This is a genomic window from Methylobacter sp. BBA5.1, from assembly GCF_000746145.1.
Lineage (GTDB): Bacteria > Pseudomonadota > Gammaproteobacteria > Methylococcales > Methylomonadaceae > Methylobacter > Methylobacter marinus.
In genome coordinates, this window is sequence record NZ_JQKS01000035.1 from 20,955 (window position 1) to 45,862 (window position 24,908).

Genomic DNA, 24,908 nt, shown 5'->3' on the forward strand with positions numbered 1-24,908 from the left:
ATTATTCCACACATCAGACAATCCGGCATCATGCCGGCGCAGCCCGATTCACGCCATGAAAGCCTGCGTCATCGTTCCCGTTTACAACCATGAGCAGGCCATCCCCGAAGTCGTGGCGCGCCTGAAGGAGCAGGGCCTGTTCTGTCTGCTGGTCAACGACGGCAGCTCGGCAGCCTGTTCGAAAGCACTGGACGCGATCGCCGAACAGGAAGCCGGCTGGCTGATTCTGTTAAACCGGCCGGAAAACGGCGGCAAGGGCGCGGCTGTGATCGACGGCTTCAACGAGGCCATCCGGTTGGGCTTTACCCATGCCCTGCAGATCGACGCCGACGGCCAGCACGACATCGACGCTATTCCCGAATTCCTGGCGGCGGGCCGGCGGCAGCCGGACGCCATGATCCTGGGCCGGCCCGTGTTCGACGATTCCGCGCCTAGAGCGAGGCTCTACGGCCGGCGGTTCACGAATCTGTGGATAGCGATCAACACGCTGTCGCTGGCGATCGCCGACGGAATGTGCGGTTTCCGCCTGTACCCCTTGGAGGCTGTCGAGCGCTTGCTTGAAACCGCGCGCATCGGCCGGCGCATGGATTTCGACATCGACATCGCCGTGCGCCTGTACTGGCAGGGCACGGATGCGGTCAATGTGTCCACGCGCGTGCGTTATCCCTACGACGGCGTCTCGCACTTCAAGCTGTGGCGCGACAATGCCATGATCTCGATGATCCATGCCCGGCTTTTTTTAGGCATGCTGATGCGTTTTCCGCAACTACTGATCAGGCGTTGGCGATGAAGCAGACCCGGCATTGGGCCGAGATGCAGGAAAGCGGCATCGTCTGGGGCATGCGCCTGCTGCTGAAGATCTACCTGCTGTGTGGCCGCCGCATCCTGCAGGTGTTCTTGTATCCGGTGGTCAGCTATTACTGGCTGATCAACAAGCCGGGCCGGCAGGCCAGCCGGGCCTACCTGGACCGCGTGGCCGGGTTTTCGCCATCAGTGAAGGCAGGCAACAGTTACCGGCATTTCATCTGTTTCGCCAATGCCTTGATCGACAAGCTGGCGGCCTGGTCCGGCGCCCTGTCGCGCGCCGATGTAGAGTACCGCGGCCGCGATGCCCTGATGGCCCGGATCGCCGGCGGGCGCGGCGCGGTGCTGCTGGGATCGCATCTGGGCAACCTGGACGTCTGCCGCGTGCTCGCCTATCTGGACAGGGATATCCGCATCAATGTGCTCGTGCACACCAAGCACGCCGAGAAATTCAACCGGCTGCTCAGCCAGTACAACGAAGCCAGCCGCATGAACCTGATACAGGTCACGGAAATCACGGCGGCCACGTCGATGCTGCTGAACGACAAGATCGAAAACGGCGAACTGGTCATCATCACCGCCGACAGGACGCCGGTCAGCGAGCTGCCGCGCGTCCTCAAGGCCCGGTTTCTGGGCGAAGAGGCGCCGTTCCCGCAGGGCCCGTTCATCCTGGCGGCGCTGCTCAAGTGCCCGGTCTATACGCTGTTCTGCCTGAAGCAGCGGGGCAGGCACGTGATTTATTTCGACCATTTCAGCGACGGGTTCAGATTTCCGCGCAACACGCGCGAGCAGGCCATGCAGGAAGAGATCCAGCGCTACGCCGGACGCCTGCAGGCTTATTGCCTGAAAGAGCCTTTGCAATGGTTCAATTTCTTCGATTTCTGGCACGGCTGATTGCGTGAACATTTGACTATGAACAAAAACAGAATTCATGTAGGTGCGAATTCATTCGCACTCAGTGACACCCTATGAATAATCAAACACCTCTAAAAGATAAAGTCATTTTCGACGGCGAGCCGCTGACAATCGAAGCCGTGTGCCTGCTGGCGCGCCGGCAGGCGGTCTGTGAATTGAGCCGGGATGCCGGTTTCATGCGGCGCATCGACAAAGGCGCGCAGTTTGTCGACACCTTGCTGAAGGAAGAGGGCTTCGTTTACGGCGTCACGACCGGCTACGGCGATTCCTGCACCGTGTCCGTGCCGCTGCATCTGGTTGAAGAACTGCCCCGGCATCTTTACACGTTCCACGGCTGCGGCCTGGGCAGCCATTTCGACGCCGAACAGACGCGCGCCATCCTGGCCGCGCGCCTGAACAGCCTCGCGCAGGGCTTTTCGGGCGTGCGCTACCGGTTGCTGCAGCAGTTGGCCGCGCTGCTGCAACACGACATCCTGCCGTTGATCCCGCAGGAAGGCTCGGTCGGCGCCAGCGGCGATCTGACGCCGCTGTCCTATGTCGCGGCCGTGCTGGCCGGCGAACGGGAAGTCATGTATCAAGGCCAGCATCAGCCCGCGAGAGACGTTCTGGCCCGGCTCGATATCGAGCCGCTGACCCTGAAGCCGAAGGAAGGCCTCGCCATCATGAACGGCACGGCCGCCATGACCGGGCTCGCCTGTCTGGCTTACCGGCGCGCTGAATACCTGTCGCAACTGGCGACGCGCATCACTGCCCTGGCTTCAGTCGCCCTGAAAGGCAACGCCTACCACTTCGATGAACAACTGTTCTCGGTCAAGCCGCATCCGGGGCAGAACCGCGTGGCCGGGCGCCTGCGCGCGGACCTGCAATTGTCGGTAGCTGCACCCCGGCACGACACGCGCCTGCAAGACCGCTACTCGCTGCGCTGCGCACCGCATGTGATCGGCGTGCTGGAAGACTCGCTGCCCTGGCTGCGCCAGTTCATCGAAAACGAATTGAACAGCGCCAACGACAACCCGATCATCGACGCCGAAGGCGAGCGCGTGCTGCACGGCGGCCACTTTTACGGCGGCCATATCGCCTTCGCCATGGACGCGCTGAAGACGGCCGTCGCCAATCTGGCCGACCTGATGGACCGGCAGATGGCGCAGCTGATGGACCCCAAATTCAATCAGGGCCTGCCTGCCAACCTGTCCGGCGCCGAAGCCAGCCAGGCCATGATCAACCACGGCTTCAAGGCCGTGCAGATAGGCGTCTCGGCCTGGACCGCCGAAGCCTTGAAGCTGACCATGCCGGCCAGCGTGTTCTCGCGCTCGACCGAATGCCACAACCAGGACAAGGTCAGCATGGGTACGATCGCGGCGCGCGACTGCCTGCGGGTGCTGGAACTCACCGAACAGGTTGCCGCGGCCCTGCTGCTGGCCACCGTTCAGGGCGTGGAACTGCGCGGCGGCAGCGAGGCACTAAGTCCTGCGCTGCAAGACACCTGCGCGCAGGTGCGCGAGCGGGTGGCGTTTCTAAGCACGGACCGGGCCCTGGAACCGGAACTGCGGCTGTGCATCGAGCTGATCCGAAACCGGCACTGGGCGCTTTATAACTGAACTACATCGAACGGGCACTCAACTTAATGTCTAATGGCAGTGACGCTATCTGTTTCTGTCACAATAACCCGGAGTAATTATGAGCCTGTTTAATGCAGGGATGCGTTAGAATTGAAACACCGACTTGCGCCTGGGAAAAGCGCAAGGCAAGTAATGACAGTTGCCTCTAACAATGACAGGACACAGCAGCAATGACAACTATTACCTTTGATACCCTGGAGCTGGTAGATAAGCTCAAATCGGCAGGCATCCCGCAAGAGCAGGCAGAAGCCGTAGTGCGCGTGATTGCTGAAGCGCAGGCCCGCCTTGTCACCAAAGACGACCTTGAAATAACCCTATTGCCTGTCAAAACCGATCTGGCCGTCATCAAATGGATGATGGGGGTATTGCTCGCCGGCGTGTTATCGCTGGTATTGAAGGCGTTTTTTTAATTTTGAAATAGTTTGCGGCCTTGGGCGCTGCAGCGTCACGCAATGTGGAACGGATAAATGGCAAGACGCAGCGTTTTGCGCGTCAAACTCGCCCTGCGTTCTTACAAATCCGCCGGTTCCGGCAGCGCAATAAAATCTGTCGTACCGTAATTGTGGCCGCACTGGCAGATCAAGCGGTGACTTGCCCCCGGTGATGAGTTTTATGCAGAAACAGCGTGGTCAGCATATGTTGCACGGGCAGGATTTTGTCCTGATCCCCTAACACGCTGCGATACCGGATGAGGCTTGCGAGGTTCTGCAACTGGAAATAATCGACCATGGTCATGAGCGTGCCTCCGCGGATTCCGATTCGATGCACTCGAAAAACAGCCGGTTCAGCTGTTTGAAAACCGGCCCTGGGCATGCCGTCAACCGGCGCCCGTCGATGTCCCTGACCGGAATCATCTCCGCGCCGGTGCCGGTCAGAAAGCATTCATCCGCCGTATAAAGATCATAAGGCGCCAGCGGCGCAATCTGCACAGGGATGCCGGCCTCGGTGGCCAGTTCCAGGATCAGCTCGCGGGTAATGCCTTCCAGCGCGCCTTCCGTGCACGGCGGCGTGGCCAGCGTTCCATCCCGCACGATAAAAAGGTTGTCGGCCGTGCCCTCGGTAACCCGCCCCTGGCTGTTCAATAAAACGGCTTCATCGACGCCGGCGTGATTGGCTTCGATTTTGGCCAGTATATGGTTCAGATAGTTGAGGCTTTTGATCCTCGGGTCCAGGCCGTCAAACGGCAGCCGCCGCGTGGCCGCGATAATCAGGCGGGCGCCCTGCTCGCGGCTCTGGCTATCCACAAGCATTATTTGGTCGGCAATGATGATCACGTTGGGCCGGTGGCAGCCGGCAGGATTCAGACCCAGCGGACCCGGCCCGCGCGTCACCATCAGCCGGATATAGCCCGACTCGCAGCCGAAAACCGCCACGATTTCCTCGACGGCCGCCGTCAGCTCGGCAAGGCTGTAAGGGATGTCGAGCGCAATCGCCCGGGCCGACAACGCCAGGCGATCAAGATGCCGCTGCAGGCGGAACGCGCGCTTATGGTAGATGCGAATCCCTTCAAAAACGCCGTCGCCGTATAGCAAGCCGTGATCGTTGACGGGAATGGACGCCTCCTCCAGCGGTAACAACTGGCCGTTCAGCCAGCATAGAGCCTGTTCAGACATATCAATCCTCGTTAGTTAATAATGGTAGTTCAGATCTTCAGAAGTTTTAGGCGTTCATCTCCCCTCTTGCGAAAGTCCTGGCCCGGCCGAGCAAATGCACGCAATCGCCGGCCAGAGACTGACGCCGGCGTGGCTGCTCGATGATAGAGAGGGATTTGGTCCATGATGAACTCCTTGTTGTTGACGCTGTTATCGTAGCTCATTATGCTTGGGCCGATACAGACGCAAAAACAGTTAATTAAACCGGTACAGATAACGTCAATCGGCCACTGTACCGCTGCCCGGCCGCCTTTTCTGTAACGGTACAATCATGACGCTACTCTATGAAATCATCGCGGATCATCTATTGACAGCCATCGACCAGGGCGTTTACCGCCAGGGCGACCGCCTGCCCAGCGTCCGCAAGTTGCGCGAACAGCATAACATCAGTGCGGCCACGGCTGTCGCGGCGCTGCGTCAGCTGGAGGACCAGGGCTGTATCGAGGCCCGCGAGCGTTCCGGCTATTACGTGCGCTCCCGGCCCGGCGCCAGATTTCAGGAGCCGGCCGTGTCCAGACCGTCCAGCCGGCCGACGCCCGTGACCGGCCAGGACATGGTCTTGCGTCTGGCCCAGGCGGCCAACGATCCGTCCATGGTGCAGCTGGGCGCGGCGGTGCCGGCGCCGTCGTTTCTGCCTACGCAGCGCGTGGAGCGGACCCTGGCCCGTTGCTCAGGCCGCTATCGCAACCGCGTCGCCGGCTATGAATTCCCGCCCGGCAGTCCGGAGCTGAGGCGGCAGATCGCCCGGCGCATGTCCGAGGCCGGCTGTCAGGTCCGCCCCGACGACATCATCATCACCAACGGCTGCCAGGAAGCGATCACGCTGGCCTTGCGCGCCGTCACCCGGCCCGGCGATATCGTTGCGATAGAATCGCCGACCTTTTACGGCCTGCTGCAGGTTATTGAATCGCTGGCCCTGAAGGCCATCGAGATTCCGACGCACCCACGCGACGGCGTGGCGCTGGATGCCCTGCAACTGGCCTGCGAACAATGGCCGATCAAGGCCTGCATCGTCGTGCCCAACTACAGCAACCCGCTGGGTTATTGCATGAGCGACGGGCGCAAGCGCGATCTGGTCGCTCTCATGAACCGCTACCGCATCGCGCTGATCGAGGACGACGTCTACGGCGATCTCGGCTTTGGTTTGCAGCGGCCTTCGGTCGCGAAAGCCTGGGACACCGAGGGCCGGGTTCTGCATTGCTCGTCGTTTTCCAAATCGCTGTCACCCGGCTTGCGCATCGGCTGGATCGTGCCGGGACAGTATTTCGACAAAGTGGAATATCTGAAATACGTGACCAACCTGGCCGCTCCGACCCTGGCCCAACTGACCGCGGCGCAAATGCTGGAAGGCGGCGGACACGACCGCTATCTGCGCCAGGTCAGAAGCCGGTATGCCCGCGCCATCGGGCGCATGACCGAGGCGATCGGCCGGCATTTTCCCAGACAGACCCGTGTGACCCAGCCGGCGGGCGGCTTCGTGCTGTGGGTGGAACTGCCCGATGAGATCAATGCCGTCGAACTGGCTCGGCAGGCTTTGGCGGCAGGCATCAGCATCGCGCCCGGGCCGATTTTTTCAGCGACGCAGAAGTACCGGAATTTCATTCGCCTGAACTGCGCCTGCGAATGGGATGAACGGGTCGAGCGGGCACTGGCGGCCCTGGGAAGGCTTATTGGTTAACGGCTGATCGTGTCCACGTTCCCGCGTTGCTTATAGCCGGAGCGTGGACACGAGTCTATCAGCTCGCCGCCGCCAGCCGCGGATAGGCGCCAGACGCTTCGGTCATGAAAGCGCGCTGAAGCAAGCGCATGATTGCCTGAGGGAGCGCGGCCGCCGACAACAAGCTTGCACTGCCGCTTTTAAAGAATTGGTACAGCGCCGCGAGCGCTGACAGGTCATGATCTAACAGTTCATCAACCTCATCCTCTTCGCTTGAGTGCATTAACGCGCGGCAATTGGCCTCGGTGGCCGGCAGTTCGATCGCGGACAGCAGATCCTGCAGCGATTGCCGGCGACACTGTAGCCACTGTTGCTCCGACCAGTGCTGTTGCCGGGCATAATGCATCAGCAACAGTAGCAGCAGCGGGTGCTGTTGCCAAAGCGTTTGCTGATAATAGCGGATCAGCCAGTGCTCGCTGAAGGCAAACTCAGTCTTTTCTCCGCCGCGCTCCGTATGGCTTCTGGGGGACATATCTTCCGCGCCGGCGGATGGACGATCTTGGGCGGGATGGGAATTTGTCAGGGCAATGGCGTTAAAAGTCTTGCACATAAAAAGCTCCTCTCTGATGCTTGGCTCAGAAAATTAACTATTTAAAGTGTACGAAAGTTAAACAATAAACGTGAGATATTGCAGGCGAGTTACAACGTACAAAAAAAATTGGATAAAGATGAGGTAGATAATAAGGTTGCGCGCCTAACATGCAAACTATGGCAAAGACGCGCACCAAGGTAGGGCTTTTGCGCTCCCATGAGCCTGATACAGCCTGGCTTGCCGCGCCTAACTCAGCGGGCAGCTGTCTTCGGCAGGCCGACCGGCGGCTATAACGGTCGGCTGGGTTGGTTGTTCGATCAATCCGGCGGTCCGAGGGCATTCGTAAGCGGCATTGCCGGTATTGATTTGCCCGTTGCCGTAGGGGTAGGCCGGGTCCGCAGCCATTGCAAGCGCGGTGATGCCCAGCACCAGGCTCGACATTGTCGATGCTATGATTGCAAATTGCTTTGTATTCATTTTGGTTTTCTCTATCTTTCCCGTTGATGAATAATGATCCGTTAAGGCTGTTTCTGGTCGAGGCCTCTCAGGATCTTTTTTTGCCTGACTAAATAAAGCAACTCCCGTGCCAATTTAACAAAAATAAAAAATAGCTGTAATAACAAAAAGATACGTTTTTCCGGACAAAGATAGGGCAGAATTTTAACGGGCAAATAAGACAAAATGACTGTCTCGCGACTGTCTCATGAGACAGTCGCGAGACAGTTCGGGTATTTTTAATGCCAAGCATTCGAATCGCGGATTTTCAGCAATGGGGCCTGGAGATCGGCATGTTGCGGCAGGCGGGTTATGAACGGTGCAAAAGCCGGATGAAAGCCAAAGACTAAGGATTTGGCTAAAGATGACTTCCTGAAACTGGAATCTTGCATAGGATGTGCTGACCAAAAGTAGGCGCTCCAGGCGGCGCAGTGAAGCGCATCGCTCGCGAACGATGCGCCTCCTGTCGTCGGCGCATCCTATGTTTAAACAGGGACATTATTTACGGCCAAATCCTAAGTAATGAGCATGGAATAAATCAGAAAATTGTAGGTGCGAATTCACTTGTGCCCTTCAGGGTATTCGCACTGCGCGGATACCCTGAAGGGCACAAGTACCCCATAGGGCATAAATAATTCAGCGCTTACACCGGAAAATCCTTCGACTACTTGAGGAAGTTATTTTATGCCCACTCCTAATCCTCGCCTGATTGATGCCATGCCCAACAGTTGAAAAAAAAAGCCCGCCCGATGTTGACGCCGGGCGGGCTTCAATTCAACCGGATCGGATTGTCCGACCCGTTTGCCGACCGATGATGGATTAAAGCGGGCAGCTGTCCTCGACGCGTTCGCCGGTGAAGCTCACGTCCGGATGCGCTTTGCTCAGCAAGTCGCCCACGGCATTGAAAGCGTCGCCGCCATAGTATTGCGGAGACTGCAACACCTGCCACAGCGTCGGGTCCGAAGTGGCGCCGGCTTTCACGCCCTGGTTGCTCAGTTTGGGGTAGTAGCCCAGTTTGCTGTAGAAATTGTCTTCAGGCGTGATGCCGGTCGCTTCCCAGGCATCCAGATGCTGTTCTTGCCGCCAGTAGCCGGGCGAGCACCACTCGCTGAACTCGGCCTCTTCCTTGTTCCAGCAGAAGGTTACATGGCTGATGCCCTTGTTATCGGGCGCATAAAGACCGCTGTCGCCCCTGGCCTGCGGGTCATAGGTATAGACGTTGTAACCCTGGCCTGCCTTGACCAGCACGGCGCCGATACCGTTCGGATCGGAACTCCAGTCGAACGTTTTGTATTCGTCCTCTTCCAGGATGGAGTTTGAGACGGTGATAGTATTGCTGTGCTCCGGGAAATTGGCGGTTTCAGTCTGACTCGGTGCACTTTCGCCCGCCCCCTCATTCCATTTCAACGAATACGTGAATTCTTTGCCGATCAACGAGCCGAGCGCGGAGCACTCGGAAGCGGCATTGCCGGTAGGGATCTGAGTGTTTGTATAGTAATCAGGGCCCGCAGCCATCGCAAGACCACTGGTGCCCATAGCCAGAGCTGATGCTATCGATACGATTGCAAGTTGTTTTTTCATTCTCGTTGCCTCAAAAGCTAAAAATTTATCTGATTGATTTGATTGCCGGTCGATGAGGCCGGTTATAGGCCGATGATTCTCCAGGAGCTATAGAGCAACTGCCGGGCCAATTGAGGAAAAATTATCAAAACAATATAAATAACAATGGGATGGGTGTGCATGAGAAAAGATTTGGGGACAGCTTTGTCAAACGGGTGATACAGGTCGACTGTCTCTCCGATGTTTCATGAGCTGCCTGTGAGACAGTATTGAGACAATAGCGGAAGATGACCGAATCTGCGCGCCGGACCGTGCCGGATAATGGCTGGAAATCACCCGGCATGGCCGGGGCTGGCTTATCGATCCGGAGAAATGTCCAGTTCTGTCAGACGCCGGTAGAACGTGGCCCGACTGATGCCGAGCATTTTTGCGGCTTGCATACGGTTGCCGCGAGTTTTTTCCAAAGCGGCCAGGATGCGCCCCCGCTCGTCTTCCCCGACGATCATCGGCTCGGGTTCTGCAACGGCGGACGCGGTGGTCCGGCTGAATTCGGGCGGCAGATCCTGAGGGTTGATGCATTCGCCTTTGCTGTGGATGACCGCATAATCCACGCAGGCTTTCAGCTCGCGCACATTGCCCGGCCAGTCGTAATTCATCAGGCATTGCAAAGCTTCGGCGCCGAACCGGGGCTGGGCCCGGCTGGAAAAGTGATAGCTCTGGCAGAGGAAGGACTCGACCAGCAGCGGGATGTCGGCCTTGCGCTCGCGCAGGGCCGGCACATAAAGCCGCGCCACGCGCAGGCGATAGAGCAGGTCCTCGCGGAAGCGGCCTGCGCGGGCCTCTTCGGCCAGATTCTTGTGCGTCGCCGCCAGTATCCGCACATCGACCTTGCGTATCCGGGTTTCACCGAGACGGGTGATTTCCTTTTCCTGCAGCACGCGCAACAGGCTGGCCTGCATGCTCAGGGGCAGATCGCCGATCTCGTCCAGAAACAGGGTGCCGCCGTGCGCGGCCTCGAAAAAACCCTCCTGGTCCGCGACCGCGCCCGTAAACGCGCCCTTGCGGTGGCCGAAAAGCTGGCTGGCCAGCAGCGATTCGCTCAGCCCTGCCGAGTTGACGGCGATGAACGGCCCGTCCTTGCGCGGGCTGGCGGCATGGATGCTGTGGGCGACCAGTTCCTTGCCGACCCCGGTTTCGCCCTCGATCAATACCGTCCAGTCGCCGCGCGCCACATCCTCGATGAGCTGGTACAGCTCCCGCATGGAGTCGCTGTTGCCGAGCATCCGGCCGTAGCGGCTCTCGTCGATGGTCTGCCGCAGCTGATGGATTTCGGTAACGTCGTAGAGCAGCAGAATGTGGCGGTCGGGCGCCTGCGGGTCGTCGCGCACGTCGCATTCCACCCAGCAGGCTTTCCGGTCCGCGCACTGCCAGTGCAGGGTGATGCGGTAGCGCTCGGCGGGCGGGAGGTCCAGCAGCCGCTGCAGTTGTATTTTCGACGGCATCCCGAAAGGCAGCACCTGATCCCAGGGGCGGCCGACGGCCGTGCCGCGGTCGATGCCGGCGAATTGCCCGCAGGATTCGCTGACAAACTCCACGCGATGATCGGCGTCCAGCATCACGGTGCCGACCCGGAACTGGTTGAGCAGAGTCAGCAGGTTTTCCTGGCTTTTCTTGAGTTTGGCCAGCGTACGCGCAGCCAGCGCCTCGGCTTCCTTGCGCTTGGAGATGTCGCGCACGATGCCCTTGAACAGGCTGCCCTGGGGGAGTTTCACCTCGGTGACGGTGAGATCGATAGGGAATACGGTGCCGTCCTTCCTTAGCGCCGAGATTTCCCGCGCCTCCCCGATCATTTTGGCCCGGCCGGTTTTCAGGTAGTTTTCAAGGTAGCGGTCATGCAGGCTGCGATGCGGCTCCGGCATCAGCAATCTGACGTTATGGCCCAGCAGTTCTTCCGGGCGGTAGCCGAAGATATGCTCCGTCGCGGGGTTGATGGATTGAATGATGCCGGAGGCATTAATGGTGATGATGGCGTCGAGCGAGCTATCCAGAAGGGCGCGATGGCGGGCTTCTTCATCTTTCAGCCGGTTTTCCTTTTCCCGGATCTCGGAAATATCGGCGAAAACCGCAACCGCGTGGCTGATGTCGCCTTGCTGGTTATGTATCGGAGAGGCGCTGACATGGAGGGGGATGTGGCGGCCGTCGCGCCGGATCTCTATGTCGCTCACGGCCACCGTTTCCCCCGCCAGCGCCCGCGTGGTCGGCAAGGCTTCAAGCGGATAAGGCCTGTCGGTGCCGGCCAGGGTCACCTGGAAATAATCCACCAGATTTTCAATTACGCTGCCCAGCTCGAGTGTTTTTCCGGTAATGGCGCTGGCCGCCCGGTTGGCAAAGAAGATCCGGCTCTGCGCATCCAGAACCACGATACCGGAAGGGATGGCTTCGAGGAATTTGTGGAACTGCCGGGCTTGCCTTTGCACTTCGGCCTGGGCTTCCTTTTGCGCCGTCACATCGGTCTGGATGCCTATGTAATGGGTGAGCCGGCCCTGATCGTCGAAAACCGGGGCCAGGCGCAATTCGTTCCAGAAGAACGTGCCGTCCTTGCGGTAATTCCTGAGCACGACCGTCGTTTCCCGGCCCTCGTCCATCGCTTGGCGCAGGATGTCCAGATCGGACTGGTCATGGTCCTCGCCCCGAAGGAACCGGCAGTTCCGCTCCAGAATCTCGTCCCTCGAGTAGCCGGTCATGACTTCAAACGCCCGGTTCACGTAGATCAAGGGCGTATCGGCCTGTCTTGCGTCGGCCACGGTGATGCCGCAGCTGGCGGAATCCAGCGCTTTCATGATCCAGTCCGGCAGGTCTTGGGGATTAGTATCGTGCACGGTGGCACCCTTTTTCATCAATTAGGTTTGGTAAAGAGAAACACTACTTCTGTCCGTTGGCTGGCGATCCGAGTTCCCGGAAAACTTTTATGGCTGAAAAATTAAGTCCGGGCTTTACCGCCTGAGATTAGCATTCCCACGCTCCAGAGTCACGATGCGCGCAAAATAGCCGGATGAAGGTTGGAGGCGTGGCGGTTTATGCCTTCAAGTCACCCTGCGGCCCAGTATGAGTTAGAATATACTGCTTAAATACTGGCAGTGGGTCATGCAGGCGGGCTGCATTCTCACCAATATAGATTGCAGCTTTATTCATGTTATTTAACTCATACTTTTTTATTTTCATATTCCTTCCCATTGCCGTTTGCGGTTTTTATTACATCGGCAAACACAGTCACAATTTAGCCCTGTCATGGCTTGCTGTGGCCTCACTGTTTTTTTACGGTTGGTGGGATGTGCGTTTTGTTGGGCTGCTGCTGTGCTCCATCGCCTTTAATTACAGTGCCGGTTATTTAATTAGAGATAAGTATTCCCTAGCACCCGGCCAATCAAAATTGATATTAACCGGCGGCATTATTAGCAATTTAATATTGTTGGGCTATTTCAAGTATGCCAACTTCTTTATTGAAAATATAAATAGCCTGATCAATACCCCGCTATTAATCGATGATATTTTATTACCGCTGGGTATTTCATTTTTTACCTTCACGCAAATTGCTTTCCTGGTGGATGCTTATCAGGGCAAGGCGAAAGAATATAATTTCATTCGCTATATACTGTTCGTGACTTATTTCCCGCATTTAATCGCCGGCCCCGTATTGCATCATAAGGAAATGATGCCGCAATTTGCCAGGCCCGATATCCGCCGGATCAACTGGGAAAATATCGCAACGGGCCTCACTGTTTTTCTGCTGGGGCTCGCAAAGAAAATATTCATGGCCGACTCGCTGGCCGATTTTGCCACACCTGTTTTTGCAGCTGTCCAGGAAGGCAGTCAGCCGTTGTTCTTTGAAGCGTGGATAGGCGCGTTATCTTATTCGCTGCAATTGTATTTTGATTTCTCGGCGTATTCGGACATGGCGATCGGCTTGTCGCTGCTGTTCAACGTGCGTCTGCCGATCAATTTCAATTCCCCCTACAAGGCCACCAGCATTATTGAATTCTGGCGCTGCTGGCATATCACGCTGTCGCGCTTTTTACGCGATTATCTCTATATTCCATTGGGCGGCAATCGCCATGGCCATGCCCAGCGTTATCTGAATTTGATGATTACCATGCTGCTAGGCGGGCTGTGGCATGGAGCGGGCTGGACGTTTGTTATCTGGGGCGGGTTGCACGGTTTGTACCTGCTGATCAATCATGCCTGGCGTGAGCTGAAGGCCTATAACGGCTGGCATGGCGGCGGCAAAAAAGCCCGTCTTGCATCCGGAATAGGCACTTTTCTGGCCGTCGTTGTCGGTTGGGTATTCTTTCGTGCCGACAGCGTTGAAACGGCCATGCAGATGCTCAATGGCATGATGGGGTTAAACGGCTGTTCCTTGTCCAATAAATTGGGCCGATTTGAATTCAGCCATGAGCTGGAAAATTTCGGCTTCCATTTTGATGGCGTTATGACATTGACCGGCCTTAAAACGGAAAAAGCCATTGAGACATTGATTTTCACCATGTTCATTGTCTTCAAGCTGCCCAATATAGCGCAAATCATGGCTAGTCATCAGGTGGTTTTAACCGCGCCCAATGTGGCAATCAGAAAACCGGATTCCATCCATTGGCAGCCGTCGTTATTACACGCCTTATCGATTTTGATTCTGGGCTTTTTTACGCTGATTAACTTATCGAAACAGTCGCCTTTTTTATACTTCCAGTTTTAAGCAATGAATCCTCTCGCGCAGACGTTTAACTTTAGGAAATACAGCCTGATCCTGATCATACCTCTCAGCCTCATCATATTGACGTTATGGATTTCGGAATGGTATTTCGAACCGCTGGAGGGCGATCTGACCAGAATAGGGCATTTGCCGGAAAAGGATTTTGGCTGGAATCAGCCTCAACCGCTTGTCCCCGAAGCCCGGCTAAAAAGCGATGCCTTGACTGATGCGGACGTGTTCGTGATCGGCGATTCGTTTTCTGGAAATATGCTTTGGCAAAGCCGGTTACGCTCAATGAATTTAAAACATAGCGACATCCATTGGGATCAGCTTAAACCCTGCGAGAACATTGGCGATGCCTTGCGCCATGCCGGATTCAAAGGCCGTTATGTGGTAATTGAAAGCATCGAGCGTGCTTTCCAGGAGCGTATGCGTTCCCTTTGCAAAAAGCATGACGATATCGAGGTAAAAATATATACCCTACCTTCTCCGCCAGTTACTCGTACGCATTCGCTGATGTCATCGATTAAAAATCCCATCGGCGGCGAGTGGATGCTCAAGGCGCTGATCAACAAAATCAAACTCGCTTATTTACGCCAGTCTGACGATTTTTTCATCTTCGATGATGCGCGGGTCGTTGCCATGGACGGTTGCCGCTTATTTACCAATAAGCTATGCAATTATGGATTGTTCTTCAATGATGATTTCAAGAAACCACTGTTCGATTCAATAAACAATGTCCTGACTATCAACAGCAGCCTGCTTAAAGTGGGCATTCAGCCTCTCTGGCTTATCGTGCCGGATAAATCCACGGTTTATTTAAATGAAAATCCATCGATAACCATCTGGAATACCTTGGCCCGGTATCCGGAATTATCAGCCCCGAATTTAAGCGAGTTATTCATACGGCAAAGCAAACTGATCAAGGATTTCTACAAGCCTAACGACACGCATTTGAGCGTCAACGGCTTTCTGTACCTCGGCGATATAGTGGCGGAACGATTGCAACGGTAAGGCCGGATGAAGGCATCACGCTTGAGCGGAAGAGGGCAATTTGATACTGTGGCGCTATTAGCAACGTCAACTTACGGAATTTCATTATGGCAGGCACCGTTACCGCTTTACTCATCACCTACTGGTTTTACAAAAGCGCCGAAGCGACCGGCAAAAATCCCTTGTCCTCGGCCGTATTGGGTTTCCTGTCTTTCCTGATTCCCTGCGTTGTCTGGACTGTCGCCGTAACGCCGGGCCTGCGCGATGCGCTCGAACACAACCCCGGCACATTGTCCGGCCTGTTCGTCAATTACGCCTATATCGTGGTGGGCGCCGCCAGCGCCGCCTGGGTCAAGCACATGCATTTCAAGCAGGCCAATTCCTGAGCTATCGTTCTCACGCCGGAGAGAGTGTGAAAGAATTAGTAAAAACATCATAAAAAGCCTTATTTACCACGAAGATCACGAAGGACACGAAGAAAAAAAATTAAGTTAATCAAAAACTTAAAACTTCGTGCTCTTCGTGTCCTTCGTGGTTAAATCCTTTAAATTGAATACTTTCACAGCCTCCGAAGTGTGAGAACGATTTAATAAAGCCGTATAGAACAGGCAAATAGCTTTATAATCTGCTCATTTTTAGAGACTGAATTATCAAACCAGAGCGAGGAATATTGATGTTGCCGTCAGATGACGGTTACATTGCCCGCTCTGACAGAACAAGTGAAAATGAAGAACACTAAATGATCAACTATGAATTGCCGGATTTGGCCGGGTTACTGGACAGGCTGGCATGACCATTCCCCGCCACCAAACCTCGATCGACCTGAAAATCCCCTTCCACGACGTCGACATGATGGAAATCGTCTGGCACGGCCATTACGTCCGGTATTTCGAGATCGCGCGCTGCGCCCTGCTGGACAAGATCGGTTACAACTACCGGCAGATGCGCGATTCGGGCTATTCCTGGCCGGTGATCGATCTGCGCATGCGTTATATCAAGCCGGCCGCTTTCGAGCAGGTCGTCACCGTGCACGCGGAGATCGTCGAGTGGGAGAACCGGCTGAAAATTAATTATCTGATCGCCGACAAGGAAACCGGCGACAGGCTGACCAAGGGCTACAGTGTCCAGGTAGCCGTCAATCTGACTAGGGACGAGTTGTGTCTTGAATCGCCGGGCATTCTGCTTGAGAAGCTGGGCGTGGAGGTTTCGTGATTTATTTGAAGGCCTTAGTGCTATTTCTGTTAACGGCCAGCGTCGGCATGGCCGATGAACTGCTCGACCAGATCCAGGCCCGCCTGACCAGGTCCGCGATCACGCGCGGCGCTTTCGAGCAGACCAAGCAGCTGAAAGTGCTGCGCAAGCCGCTCGTTTCGAACGGCACGTTTATCTATGACAAAAGCCGCGGCATCGCCTGGAAAACCCTGTCACCCGTGCCGTCGCTGCTGCTGATCAGCGATACGCGCCTGTGGACGGCGCAGGGCGAGCAGCCTGTGCCGGCGGCGTTCGGCAAGGTGTTCCAGGCCATGCTGGGCGCGGATCTGGCGCAACTGGCCGCGGCCTTCGAGATTACCGGAGCGGCCAGAAAAACGAGCTGGCAGGTCAGTCTTGTGCCCAGGGACGAGATGCTGAAAAAAGTCATCAGCCGCATGCAGCTATCCGGCGACCATGAACTGCGCCTGCTGGAAATCTTCGAAACCAACGGCAACAGCAGCACGCTGCGCTTTCAGAACATCAGCCATCCCGACCGGCTAGCCGTGGGTGAAGAAGCCGATTTTGCGCATTTATCACCCTAGAGTTGCCGCGTTCGCTTGGCTGCTGGGTTTGCTGGCGCTGGGCGTTGCCGGCAGCCGCGCGCTGACGGCGGACTGGCTGGAAACGGGCTTTCTGGCTCTGTTGCCGGCCACCGAGCAGCTGCCCGAAATCGCCCGGGCCGTGCGCCGGCACAACGAGCTCATCAACGGCAAGGTCATCTGCCTGACCGGCGCGGATTCGGCGCCGCAGGCCGTCGCCCATGCCGGATTGCTTAAGGAGCGGTTCGAGCGAAGCGGCCTGTTCAAGGCTGTCCGGCTGCAGGTGGATCAGCAGGCGTTTGCTGAACGCTACCGGCAACTGTTCGCCTACCGTTACCAGCTGCTCGATGCGCAGACGCGCCGTATTTTGCAGGATCAGCCCGAGGCATTGATCGGCCGCAATCTGGAAATCCTTTACAGCCCGGTCGGACAGCTGGAGGCGGCGAATCTCGAACGCGACCCGCTGCTGTTGTTCAGCCGCTATTTCAACGCCCAGAGTCCGGGCCGGTTCACGCTGGAGCAGGGCGTGGCGGTCATGCGGGACGGCGAGCGCTTCTGGGCGCTGCTGATCGCCGATATGGCCGACAACAGGCTGCCTCTGGACAACCTGGAGGTGCTGCGGGAACTTGTGAACGACGCCAAAGACCCGATCGAGGCGGCCGGCGGCGAACTGCTCGCGACCGGCATGCCGCTGTTCACGGCCGAGGGCTCGCATAGCGCCCAGCGCGAGATCGCCATCGTCAGCATCGGTTCCACGCTCGGCATCCTGCTGTTGCTGCTGACTTTCCGCGGCGTCCGGCCGCTGCTGCTGTCCTGTCTGGGGATAGCGGCCAGCACGTTCGCGGCGCTGGTCGTCAGCATCCTGGTGTTCGGCAAGATCCACATCCTGACGCTGGTGTTCGGCGCCAGCCTGATCGGCGTCGGCATCGACTATGCGCTGCATTACTTCTGCAACAGCTTCAGCTCGGCGGACTGGACGCCCGCGAAAGGCCTGAAGTTCATCCTACTGGGCATCACGCTGGATCTGGCGACCAGCCTGATCAGTTATGCCAGTCTGGGCGTGCCGCCGTTTCCGCTCCTGCGCGAGATCGCGTTTTTCTCGGTCATCGGCCTGATCGGCGCCTGGGCCACCGTGGTCCTGCTGTTCCCGCTGCTGCTGACAGGCTTCAAGCCCACCCACAAGCCGGCCATGCTGCGGTTGACCAGCTACTGGCAACAGCACTGGCCGGCCTGGCTGCTGAGAAACCGGGCCTGGCTCGCGCCGGTTGCGATCGTGGCGATCGCGGGCGGGCTCTGGCAGCTGACGCCGCGCGACGACGTGCGCCTGCTGCAGTCGGCCTCCGCCGAACGCCTGGCGGCCGATCAGAAAATCCGGCAACTGCTGCCCGTCAGAGCCGACAGCCAGTTTTTCCTGGTGGCCGGAACAGATCCTCAGGGCTGGCACCGGAACGAGCAGGCCCTGCTGCAGCGCCTCGAAGCCCTGAAACAACAGCGGACGCTGGCATCGTTCGACGGGCTCAGCCGCTACTGGCCCGCGCCGGACACGCAGTTTGCCAATTACCGCCTGCTGAAGCGGACGTTCCATGAGACCGGCCTGCTGCAACGCTACATGGCGGAACTGGGATTTGACGAGCAGGCCATTGCCGAGGAACAGCAGCGGTTTAAAATCGCCGAAAATAACAGCATCGGCCTGGCCGAATGGTTGGACGGCGCCGACGAGGCGCGCAAAATGCATTGGCTGGGCTGCGATGCCGGCCGCTGCGTGAGCACGGTATCGCTGAGCGGCATCAGGGATCTGGATGCCCTGTCGCAGCTAGACGGCTTGCCGGGCGTGCGCTGGGTGGACCAGGCCAGCCAGCTTTCGTCGCTGTTCGAACGCTACCGGGCCAGTGCCAGCATCCTGCTGGTCGCCGCTTACGGCATCGTGCTGATAGGGCTGGGATGCAAGTTCGGCTGGCGCAACGCGCTGACGATCATGGCCGTGCCGGTGCTGGCCACGGCCGTCTCTCTGGCCATGCTGGGCTGGTTCGACCAGCTGTTCAGCCTGTTCAATCTGTTCGCGCTGCTGCTGGTGCTGGGCATCGGCGTGGACTATGGCATCTTCTTCTTTCTGGCCGGGGATAAGCGCTCCAGCACCGCTCTGGCCGTCACCCTGTCGGCCATCACGACCTTACTGTCCTTCGGCCTGCTGGCGGTCAGCTCCACGGCCATCGTCCATGCCTTCGGCTTCACCGTCGCGGCGGGCATTCTGACGGCCTTGCTGCTGGCGCCGCTGGTAGGTCTCAAGCGCACGCGATAACAACGAGCGGCCGATGCAAGACAAAGCGCTGGCCGCCCGCGCCCAAACCGTTTACCATGCCGCCTCCGGACAGAAAGCCCAAACGCTGGCTGATCCTTTTTCCAACCGCGCACGCGCTGTGCAACCAAGGATTAAAAACATGAGTAAAGTTGTTATTGAACATAACCCCGATGCGTCCCGCCTGGAAGAACTGGGTGTTTCGAGCTGGCCGACCTGGTCGAAAGAAGTGTCGGTATTCCCGTTTGATTTCGATGATCAGGAGACGGCCTACATTCTCGAAGGCGAGTGCGTGATCACGCCCGACGACGGCGGCGAGCCGGTGCACTTCGGCGCCGGCGATCTGGTGGTTTTCCCGGCCGGCCTGTCCTGCACCTGGGAAGTCAGGAAAGCGCTCAAGAAGCACTATTCTTACGACTGATTGAAGGGTGGGGGCGACTTTATAGTCGCCCCTGATCGAATGTAAGCCCTCATCCAATTGTAGGGTACGCACTGCGTACCTTCTTGAAAGTCTGACTCGCCAAGAATTTTGAAAATGGTACGCGGTGCGCACGAGACTGTGAAAGTATTCAATTTAAAGAATTTAACCACGAAGGACACGAAGAGCACGAAGTTTTATCCGTTTTATTCTTCGTGTTCTCTGTGTTCTTCGTGGTTTATTTAAGCGCATCCTATAGGCTGAATACTTTTACAGCCTCGTACGGAGTGCGTATCCTACGGCTGATCCGTCCAAAGGCGACTTAAACTGCCCTATATCACTACAAAACAAACTTCATGCCGATCAGGATCAAAAGACTCGCCAGTACCGGCCTTAGCACCCTTTCCGGAATCTTGGCGCTGAAATAGCTGCCGACGTAAATGCCGGGCAGGGAGCCGACCAGCAGGCTGCCGAGCAATACCAGATCGACATTGCCCATGTGCATGTGGCCGAGCCCGGCGACGGCCGTCAGCGGAATCGCGTGCGCCAGATCGGTGCCGACAATGCGCACGGTCGCCAGGCGCGGGTACAGGAACAGCAGGGTCACCGTGCCCAAGGCGCCGGCGCCGACCGAGGTCAGCGTGACCAGCGCGCCCAGGATCAGGCCGGTCAGGACCGTTAACGGACTCTGCCAGCGGCCGAAGCGCTCATGATGGGTCTTGCGCTGCAGGGCTATTTCGTGTTCCTGGCTTTTACGGGTAAAGACACTGCGGAAAATCAGCGAGATCGCCGTTAAAATCAGTGCCACGCCCAGCGTCGTGGTCATCAGCTGCGTAACGCCGTTATCCTTTTCGACCACATAGGTCAGCAGATAAATCACCGTCAAGGCGGCAGGCAGGCTGCCCAGCGCCAGCAATCCGACGATTTTCCACTCGACCGACTGATGCTTGTTATGGTGCACCAGTACGCCGCCGGTCTTGGTAATGGCCGCGAACAACAAATCCGTGCCGATCGCCGTCTGCGGAGCAAAATTAAACAGGAACACCAGCAGCGGCGTCATCAGCGAGCCGCCTCCGACGCCGGTTAAACCGACTAATGTGCCAACCAGCAAGCCTGAAGCGATATACCCTATGTCCATAAATAAAGAGCCTTAATTCTCAAGATAATAACAGTAGCCGGGCATTATATAATTATTGCCGGGTTAAGAAGCGATTAATGCAGGTAATCAGGCAATGGCCGTTTTTTTCGCCAGGGTCAGCACAAAATCGGCTTCTATTTCGAGTTCGGGCGCCTCCTTGATAGCCTGCCGGACAGGGTCCGGCGCCCGCCAGGCAAAAGGCGTCATCTGCAGCAGCGCGATGCGTTGTTCGCCATCCGGCGTGATCTTGTAATGGAGCCGCTCCGTCGTCAGACACTCGAAGCCGGGCGGCAACTCGCCGCCGGCGGCATGCGCCCTGACCTCGCTGTAGATGAATTCCTTCAGCTGCCACAGGTGGCGCGGCCCCGGCGTCACCGTCAGCAACAGGCCGTCAGGTTTCAGCACCCGCTTCAGTTCCTCATCATTCGAGGGCGCGAAAACTCTCAATAACAGATCGAAATAGTGATCGGCATAAGGCAGGCGCTGCGAGCTGGCGACGATAAAGCGGGCGCCGGGCTGTTTTTTGGCCGCCATGGCGACGGCGGTTTTGGCGATGTCGAGGCCGTGCACGGCAACATCAAGGCAATGGGCTTCGATAAACCGGCTGTAATAGCCTTCGCCGCAGCCTAAATCCAAAACGCGTTCCGGCTTGCCGGCGGCGATCATGGCCGCGACGGCCCGGGCCAGGGGCTGGTAAAAGCCGGCTTCCAGGAATGCCCGCCTGGCCTGCATCATCGCCTTGCTATCGCCGGGCTCGCTCGAGTGCTTGTGCTGGACCGGCAAAAGATTCAGGTAGCCTTCGCGGGCCAGATCGAAGCTGTGCCGTTTCGGGCATTGATAGCTTTTGCGCGTGGCGGACGCTTCCAGCGGTTCGCCGCAGACTGGACAGATATAACAGGACATGAAAGGTAACGGTTCGGGCTTGTGGAGGGCGTATTCTATAGCCAATACCCTTCATTCCGAAGCGCTTATTCATGTTATTATTGGCGCCTTTATTACCTTGCGGTCATTCAACCATGTCGTTAACGGCGCCCTTGGGTCAGCAAAACGATCCCGGCATAAAAAACAACAATAGCTGTCATCACGTCATCATCATCGGCGCCGGTCCTTCAGGCAACATCGCCGGCGCCCTGCTGGCGAACAAGGGCTACCGGGTCACGATTCTGGAGCGCAGCCTGTTCCCGCGCTTCAGCATCGGCGAAAGCCTGCTGCCGCAATGCATGGAATTCATCAAGGAGGCCGGCATGCTGGACGCCGTCGTCAATGCCGGCTTCCAGTACAAGGACGGCGCCTCGTTCGTGCGCGGCCGCAAATACACCGATTTTTCCTTCGAGAACAAGTTCACCGCCGGCATCGGCACCACCTTTCAGGTGCAGCGCGGGACCTTCGACGGGCTGCTGGCGCAGGAAGCCGAACGCATGGGCGTCGAGATACGCTGGCAGCAGGAAGTGCTGGCGGCCGATTTCTCGGCGGACAGGCCGAAGCTGAGCGTGCGCGATGCGGCGGGCGAGTCGCTGATCTGCGAAGCCGATTTCGTGCTCGATGCCAGCGGCTTCGGACGCATCCTGCCGAAGCTGCTGGATCTGGAGTCGCCTTCGGGCTTTCCGGTCCGGCAGGCGCTGTTCACGCATGTCGAAGACCGCATCGGGGACGGCGCCCGCTTCGACCGCAACAAGATCCGCATTACCGTGCATCCCGAGCATGAGGATGTCTGGTACTGGCTGATACCGTTCAGCAACGGCCGCAGCAGTCTGGGGGTCGTGGCCCGGCAGGCATTTTTCGATTCGCTGCCCGGCGACAACAAGACCGCGCTGCGGCAGGTCGTGGGCCAGGACCCGAGCCTGACCGAACTGTTAAGCAAGGCCGAATTCGACACTCCCGTGAACACCATCACCGGCTATTCGGCCAATGTCAGAAGCCTGTACGGCAAGGGCTACGCCCTGCTGGGCAACGCCGGCGAATTCCTGGACCCGGTATTCTCGTCCGGCGTCACGATCGCCATGAAGTCGGCCAGTCTGGCCGCCGCCGTGCTGGACCGGCAGTTCAAGGGCGAGGCGGTCGACTGGCAGGCCGATTACGCGCGGCCCCTGCAGCGCGGCGTCGACACCTTCCGCGTATTCGTCGACGCCTGGTACGACGGCCGGTTTCAGGATGTGATCTTCCACGACAAACAGCGGCCCGAAGTCAAGGCGATGATTTGCGCGATACTGGCCGGCTACGCCTGGGACGAAAACAACCCTTACGTCAAAAACGCCCGTTCAAGGCTCGATACGCTGGCGGCATTTTGTCGCGGCGACAGGGAATGACCGGATTGACCCTGGCCCGCAGGCCGTCCGTTTTTGCGGCCGTGTTCATGATGCTGAACTTGCTGGCCGGGTGCGCGGTAACACAGCATCAAGACATGGCCGGACAGCCGGCCGTTCTGCCGCTCGCGCCGCCGACGGGACCGGCGCGGCATATTGTGCAGCAGTTGACGGCCACCTGGACGGACCGGCAGGAAACTTTGCTCTGCGTGCTGGAACTGGACGCTCGCCATATCGCCATGGCCGGATTGACTAATGAAGGCTTAAGCCTGTTCAGTTTAAGCTATGACGGCCATACCCTGACGGCCGACAAAAGCCCGCTGCTGCCCGCTGCCGTGGCGCCGGAATTTATCATGGCCGATCTGCAGCTGGTATACTGGCCTCTCGCCGAACTGAAAAAAATACTGCCGGCCGGCTGGCGGCTGGAATCCGGTCCGGGCCATCGTATGTTGTACCATCAAGATGACAAGAAAGTTGAAATCCGCTATTTGTCGCCCGACATCCCATGGCCCCGGGATGTCGAGCTGACCCACCATCAATACCGTTATCGCTTGCACATCAAGACTCTCAGTTATGACGTATTACCTGAATGATTTAGGCCTCTTGTGCGCGCTCGGCAGTTCCAGGGCCGAGGTCGGCAGGCGGCTCATCGCGGGCGACCGCTCGGGACTGGTGATGACCGATCAGTTCAGCCCCGGGCGCGCGAACATAGTCGGCCGCATCGACGGCGAATTGCCCGGGATCGCGTCTGAATACAGCGTTTACCGCTGCCGCAACAATCAGTTGCTGCTGGCGGCTCTGGAACAGATCCGGCCGACCGTCGAGGCGATGATCGCATCATTCGGTCCGGACCGCATCGGCGTCGTCATCGGCACCAGCACGTCGGGCGTTTTAAGCACCGAGCAGGCGCTGGCCACGATGACGCAAACCGGCGCCCTGCCCGAGGGATTCCATTACAAGCAGCAGCAGATGGGCACCGGCGCCGACTTTCTGGCGGCTTATCTGAACCTGACCGGGCCGGCCTACACGATCTCCACGGCCTGCTCGTCCAGCGGCAAAGCGTTCGCCTCGGCGCGCCGCCTGCTCAATCTGAACCTTTGCGACGCGGTCATCGTCGGCGGCGCGGATACCCTGTGCGGCCTGACCATCAACGGCTTCGCCGCGCTGGAATCGATCAGCACCGGCTACTGCAAGCCGTTCGGCCGGCATCGCGACGGCATCAACATCGGCGAGGCGGCCAGCCTGTTCGTGCTGAGCCGGCAGCCCGGCCCCGTGGCCCTGCTGGGCATCGGCGCGACCAGCGACGCCTACCACTTTTCGGCGCCGGATCCGGCCGGCACGGCCGTGATCAAAGCCATGCGGCTGGCCCTGGCCGATGCCGGCAGAACGCCCGATGACATCGATTACCTGAACCTGCACGGCACCGCGACGGTGCTGAACGACGCCATGGAAAGCGCGGCCGTCAACGCCGTGTTCGGTCCGGAGCTGGCGGTCAGTTCCAACAAGGGCATGACCGGCCACACGCTGGGCGCGGCCGCCTCGCTGGAACTGGGCTTCTGCTGGCTGCTGCTGACCGGCGGCAGCGAAGGCGCCCTGATCCCCAATGTCAGCGACGACGAGCCCGATCCCGAACTAGCGCCGCTGCATCTGGTAAAGCAAGGCGAACGCCTGGGTCGGCGCATCGAGACCTGCCAGAGCAACTCGTTCGCGTTCGGCGGCAATAACTTATCGATAGTGGTGGGCAGGGCATGATCGGCTATGAAAACATTTGTGGGGGCGATTTTAATCGCCCTGGGCGACTGCCAAAAGTAGGCGCTCCAGGCGAAGTCGCCCCCACACCGCTGGACAATGCGCTTTGTAGGGTATGCATCGCATACCTTTTTCGAAATTTGCCGATTCACCATGACTCTGAGAAGGTACGCACTGCGTACC

General features: G+C 58.0%; 24 protein-coding genes. 15 read left to right on the forward strand and 9 right to left on the reverse strand.

Annotation, left to right across the window (positions count from 1 at the left end; all coding sequences use genetic code 11):
* Positions 1-55 precede the first annotated feature (55 nt).
* The 4 genes from EK22_RS18110 (at position 56) to EK22_RS18125 (ending at position 3,748) form a co-directional block, all read left to right on the forward strand.
* Positions 56-790: a glycosyltransferase family 2 protein gene (locus tag EK22_RS18110; protein ID WP_036253218.1), complete on the forward strand. Its 735-nt coding sequence runs from the start codon at positions 56-58 to the stop codon at positions 788-790.
* Entirely contained in the window at positions 787-1,698 is a 912-nt protein-coding gene (locus EK22_RS18115; RefSeq protein ID WP_036253220.1) for an LpxL/LpxP family acyltransferase, read from the forward strand. The genes EK22_RS18110 and EK22_RS18115 overlap by 4 nt, the downstream gene beginning before the upstream one ends.
* 74 nt (positions 1,699-1,772) lie before the next feature.
* Complete coding sequence (gene hutH / locus EK22_RS18120) at positions 1,773-3,317, forward strand: HAL/PAL/TAL family ammonia-lyase (protein ID WP_036253222.1); 1,545 nt, start codon at positions 1,773-1,775, stop codon at positions 3,315-3,317.
* A gap of 191 nt (positions 3,318-3,508) precedes the next feature.
* Positions 3,509-3,748 carry a CCDC90 family protein gene (locus tag EK22_RS18125; RefSeq protein WP_020158835.1) on the forward strand — a complete coding sequence of 80 codons (240 nt, stop codon included), beginning with the start codon at positions 3,509-3,511 and terminating at the stop codon, positions 3,746-3,748.
* Positions 3,749-3,917: 169 nt separating this feature from the next.
* Here EK22_RS18125 and EK22_RS24760 read toward each other — a convergent pair whose 3' ends face one another.
* Positions 3,918-4,073 carry a hypothetical protein gene (locus tag EK22_RS24760; RefSeq protein ID WP_161786464.1) on the reverse strand — a complete coding sequence of 52 codons (156 nt, stop codon included), beginning with the start codon at positions 4,071-4,073 and terminating at the stop codon, positions 3,918-3,920.
* On the reverse strand, positions 4,070-4,951 hold the full coding sequence (gene ilvE, locus EK22_RS18130) for a branched-chain-amino-acid transaminase (RefSeq protein ID WP_036253224.1): 882 nt from the start codon (positions 4,949-4,951) through the stop codon (positions 4,070-4,072). Before ilvE ends, EK22_RS24760 begins: the two co-directional genes overlap by 4 nt.
* A 310-nt stretch (positions 4,952-5,261) precedes the next feature.
* On the opposite strand from ilvE, the gene EK22_RS18135 reads away from it, so the two are divergent.
* Positions 5,262-6,668 carry an aminotransferase-like domain-containing protein gene (locus tag EK22_RS18135; RefSeq protein ID WP_036253226.1) on the forward strand — a complete coding sequence of 469 codons (1,407 nt, stop codon included), beginning with the start codon at positions 5,262-5,264 and terminating at the stop codon, positions 6,666-6,668.
* 58 nt (positions 6,669-6,726) lie between these two features.
* Here the strand turns inward: EK22_RS18135 and EK22_RS18140 are convergent, their stop codons facing one another.
* The 5 genes from EK22_RS18140 to EK22_RS24990 all read right to left on the reverse strand — a co-directional run bounded on the left by EK22_RS18140 (position 6,727) and on the right by EK22_RS24990 (position 12,516).
* Positions 6,727-7,257 (reverse strand): hypothetical protein, encoded by a 531-nt coding sequence (locus tag EK22_RS18140; protein ID WP_036253228.1) that lies wholly within the window; start codon positions 7,255-7,257, stop codon positions 6,727-6,729.
* A gap of 228 nt (positions 7,258-7,485) precedes the next feature.
* Entirely contained in the window at positions 7,486-7,716 is a 231-nt protein-coding gene (locus EK22_RS18145; protein WP_036253230.1) for a hypothetical protein, read from the reverse strand.
* Positions 7,717-8,553: 837 nt separating this feature from the next.
* Positions 8,554-9,315: a hypothetical protein gene (locus EK22_RS18150; protein WP_036253232.1), complete on the reverse strand. Its 762-nt coding sequence runs from the start codon at positions 9,313-9,315 to the stop codon at positions 8,554-8,556.
* A 335-nt stretch (positions 9,316-9,650) separates the two neighbouring features.
* Entirely contained in the window at positions 9,651-12,191 is a 2,541-nt protein-coding gene (locus tag EK22_RS18155; protein WP_036253234.1) for a PAS domain S-box protein, read from the reverse strand.
* Between the two features lie 178 nt (positions 12,192-12,369).
* Positions 12,370-12,516, reverse strand: coding sequence for a hypothetical protein (locus tag EK22_RS24990; protein ID WP_198014732.1), 147 nt, complete (start codon positions 12,514-12,516; stop codon positions 12,370-12,372).
* Here EK22_RS24990 and EK22_RS18160 point away from each other — a divergent pair.
* The 7 genes from EK22_RS18160 to EK22_RS18190 all read left to right on the forward strand — a co-directional run bounded on the left by EK22_RS18160 (position 12,485) and on the right by EK22_RS18190 (position 19,538).
* Complete coding sequence (locus tag EK22_RS18160) at positions 12,485-14,041, forward strand: MBOAT family O-acyltransferase (protein WP_036253236.1); 1,557 nt, start codon at positions 12,485-12,487, stop codon at positions 14,039-14,041. The genes EK22_RS24990 and EK22_RS18160 overlap by 32 nt on opposite strands.
* A 3-nt stretch (positions 14,042-14,044) precedes the next feature.
* On the forward strand, positions 14,045-15,052 hold the full coding sequence (locus EK22_RS18165) for a hypothetical protein (protein ID WP_036253238.1): 1,008 nt from the start codon (positions 14,045-14,047) through the stop codon (positions 15,050-15,052).
* Positions 15,053-15,138: 86 nt separating this feature from the next.
* Positions 15,139-15,417: a hypothetical protein gene (locus EK22_RS18170; RefSeq protein ID WP_020158848.1), complete on the forward strand. Its 279-nt coding sequence runs from the start codon at positions 15,139-15,141 to the stop codon at positions 15,415-15,417.
* Positions 15,418-15,820: 403 nt separating this feature from the next.
* The gene (locus EK22_RS18175; protein WP_036253240.1) at positions 15,821-16,243 is read left to right on the forward strand and encodes an acyl-CoA thioesterase; all 423 of its coding nucleotides are present in this window, start codon (positions 15,821-15,823) and stop codon (positions 16,241-16,243) included.
* Positions 16,240-16,824 (forward strand): LolA family protein, encoded by a 585-nt coding sequence (locus EK22_RS18180; RefSeq protein ID WP_036253242.1) that lies wholly within the window; start codon positions 16,240-16,242, stop codon positions 16,822-16,824. The genes EK22_RS18175 and EK22_RS18180 overlap by 4 nt, the downstream gene beginning before the upstream one ends.
* Positions 16,790-19,120 carry an MMPL family transporter gene (locus tag EK22_RS18185; protein ID WP_036253245.1) on the forward strand — a complete coding sequence of 777 codons (2,331 nt, stop codon included), beginning with the start codon at positions 16,790-16,792 and terminating at the stop codon, positions 19,118-19,120. The genes EK22_RS18180 and EK22_RS18185 overlap by 35 nt, the downstream gene beginning before the upstream one ends.
* A gap of 13 nt (positions 19,121-19,133) precedes the next feature.
* Positions 19,134-19,538 (forward strand): cupin domain-containing protein, encoded by a 405-nt coding sequence (locus tag EK22_RS18190; RefSeq protein WP_369798229.1) that lies wholly within the window; start codon positions 19,134-19,136, stop codon positions 19,536-19,538.
* Between the two features lie 337 nt (positions 19,539-19,875).
* Here EK22_RS18190 and EK22_RS18195 read toward each other — a convergent pair whose 3' ends face one another.
* Positions 19,876-20,673 carry a sulfite exporter TauE/SafE family protein gene (locus EK22_RS18195; protein ID WP_036253247.1) on the reverse strand — a complete coding sequence of 266 codons (798 nt, stop codon included), beginning with the start codon at positions 20,671-20,673 and terminating at the stop codon, positions 19,876-19,878.
* 87 nt (positions 20,674-20,760) lie between these two features.
* Positions 20,761-21,621 carry a 23S rRNA (guanine(745)-N(1))-methyltransferase gene (gene rlmA, locus EK22_RS18200; RefSeq protein ID WP_235209443.1) on the reverse strand — a complete coding sequence of 287 codons (861 nt, stop codon included), beginning with the start codon at positions 21,619-21,621 and terminating at the stop codon, positions 20,761-20,763.
* Positions 21,622-21,689: 68 nt separating this feature from the next.
* On the opposite strand from rlmA, the gene EK22_RS18205 reads away from it, so the two are divergent.
* From EK22_RS18205 to EK22_RS18215, 3 genes are read left to right on the forward strand one after another with little or no spacing between them, the layout of a single operon-like run.
* On the forward strand, positions 21,690-22,979 hold the full coding sequence (locus EK22_RS18205) for an NAD(P)/FAD-dependent oxidoreductase (protein ID WP_235209444.1): 1,290 nt from the start codon (positions 21,690-21,692) through the stop codon (positions 22,977-22,979).
* Positions 22,976-23,569 carry a DUF3261 domain-containing protein gene (locus tag EK22_RS18210; protein WP_036253251.1) on the forward strand — a complete coding sequence of 198 codons (594 nt, stop codon included), beginning with the start codon at positions 22,976-22,978 and terminating at the stop codon, positions 23,567-23,569. Before EK22_RS18205 ends, EK22_RS18210 begins: the two co-directional genes overlap by 4 nt.
* Positions 23,550-24,728, forward strand: a complete 1,179-nt coding sequence (locus EK22_RS18215) for a beta-ketoacyl-[acyl-carrier-protein] synthase family protein (protein ID WP_036253253.1) — start codon at positions 23,550-23,552, stop codon at positions 24,726-24,728. The genes EK22_RS18210 and EK22_RS18215 overlap by 20 nt, the downstream gene beginning before the upstream one ends.
* Positions 24,729-24,908 lie beyond the last annotated feature (180 nt).

Excerpts from the sequence above, each read along its gene's own strand:
- EK22_RS18210 (WP_036253251.1), top strand. The coding sequence starts at position 22,976 with ATGACCGGATTGACCCTGGCCCGCAGGCCGTCCGTTTTTGCGGCCGTG.
- EK22_RS18165 (WP_036253238.1), top strand. The coding sequence starts at position 14,045 with ATGAATCCTCTCGCGCAGACGTTTAACTTTAGGAAATACAGCCTGATC.
- EK22_RS18170 (WP_020158848.1), top strand. The coding sequence starts at position 15,139 with ATGGCAGGCACCGTTACCGCTTTACTCATCACCTACTGGTTTTACAAA.
- hutH (WP_036253222.1), top strand. The coding sequence starts at position 1,773 with ATGAATAATCAAACACCTCTAAAAGATAAAGTCATTTTCGACGGCGAG.
- EK22_RS18175 (WP_036253240.1), top strand. The coding sequence starts at position 15,821 with ATGACCATTCCCCGCCACCAAACCTCGATCGACCTGAAAATCCCCTTC.
- EK22_RS18160 (WP_036253236.1), top strand. The coding sequence starts at position 12,485 with ATGTTATTTAACTCATACTTTTTTATTTTCATATTCCTTCCCATTGCC.
- EK22_RS18150 (WP_036253232.1), bottom strand. The coding sequence starts at position 9,315 with ATGAAAAAACAACTTGCAATCGTATCGATAGCATCAGCTCTGGCTATG.
- EK22_RS18140 (WP_036253228.1), bottom strand. The coding sequence starts at position 7,257 with ATGTGCAAGACTTTTAACGCCATTGCCCTGACAAATTCCCATCCCGCC.
- EK22_RS18110 (WP_036253218.1), top strand. The coding sequence starts at position 56 with ATGAAAGCCTGCGTCATCGTTCCCGTTTACAACCATGAGCAGGCCATC.
- EK22_RS18215 (WP_036253253.1), top strand. The coding sequence starts at position 23,550 with ATGACGTATTACCTGAATGATTTAGGCCTCTTGTGCGCGCTCGGCAGT.
- EK22_RS18125 (WP_020158835.1), top strand. The coding sequence starts at position 3,509 with ATGACAACTATTACCTTTGATACCCTGGAGCTGGTAGATAAGCTCAAA.
- EK22_RS24990 (WP_198014732.1), bottom strand. The coding sequence starts at position 12,516 with ATGAAAATAAAAAAGTATGAGTTAAATAACATGAATAAAGCTGCAATC.
- EK22_RS18155 (WP_036253234.1), bottom strand. The coding sequence starts at position 12,191 with ATGAAAAAGGGTGCCACCGTGCACGATACTAATCCCCAAGACCTGCCG.
- EK22_RS18195 (WP_036253247.1), bottom strand. The coding sequence starts at position 20,673 with ATGGACATAGGGTATATCGCTTCAGGCTTGCTGGTTGGCACATTAGTC.
- EK22_RS24760 (WP_161786464.1), bottom strand. The coding sequence starts at position 4,073 with ATGACCATGGTCGATTATTTCCAGTTGCAGAACCTCGCAAGCCTCATC.
- EK22_RS18145 (WP_036253230.1), bottom strand. The coding sequence starts at position 7,716 with ATGAATACAAAGCAATTTGCAATCATAGCATCGACAATGTCGAGCCTG.
- EK22_RS18115 (WP_036253220.1), top strand. The coding sequence starts at position 787 with ATGAAGCAGACCCGGCATTGGGCCGAGATGCAGGAAAGCGGCATCGTC.
- EK22_RS18205 (WP_235209444.1), top strand. The coding sequence starts at position 21,690 with ATGTCGTTAACGGCGCCCTTGGGTCAGCAAAACGATCCCGGCATAAAA.
- ilvE (WP_036253224.1), bottom strand. The coding sequence starts at position 4,951 with ATGTCTGAACAGGCTCTATGCTGGCTGAACGGCCAGTTGTTACCGCTG.
- EK22_RS18190 (WP_369798229.1), top strand. The coding sequence starts at position 19,134 with ATGCAAGACAAAGCGCTGGCCGCCCGCGCCCAAACCGTTTACCATGCC.
- EK22_RS18135 (WP_036253226.1), top strand. The coding sequence starts at position 5,262 with ATGACGCTACTCTATGAAATCATCGCGGATCATCTATTGACAGCCATC.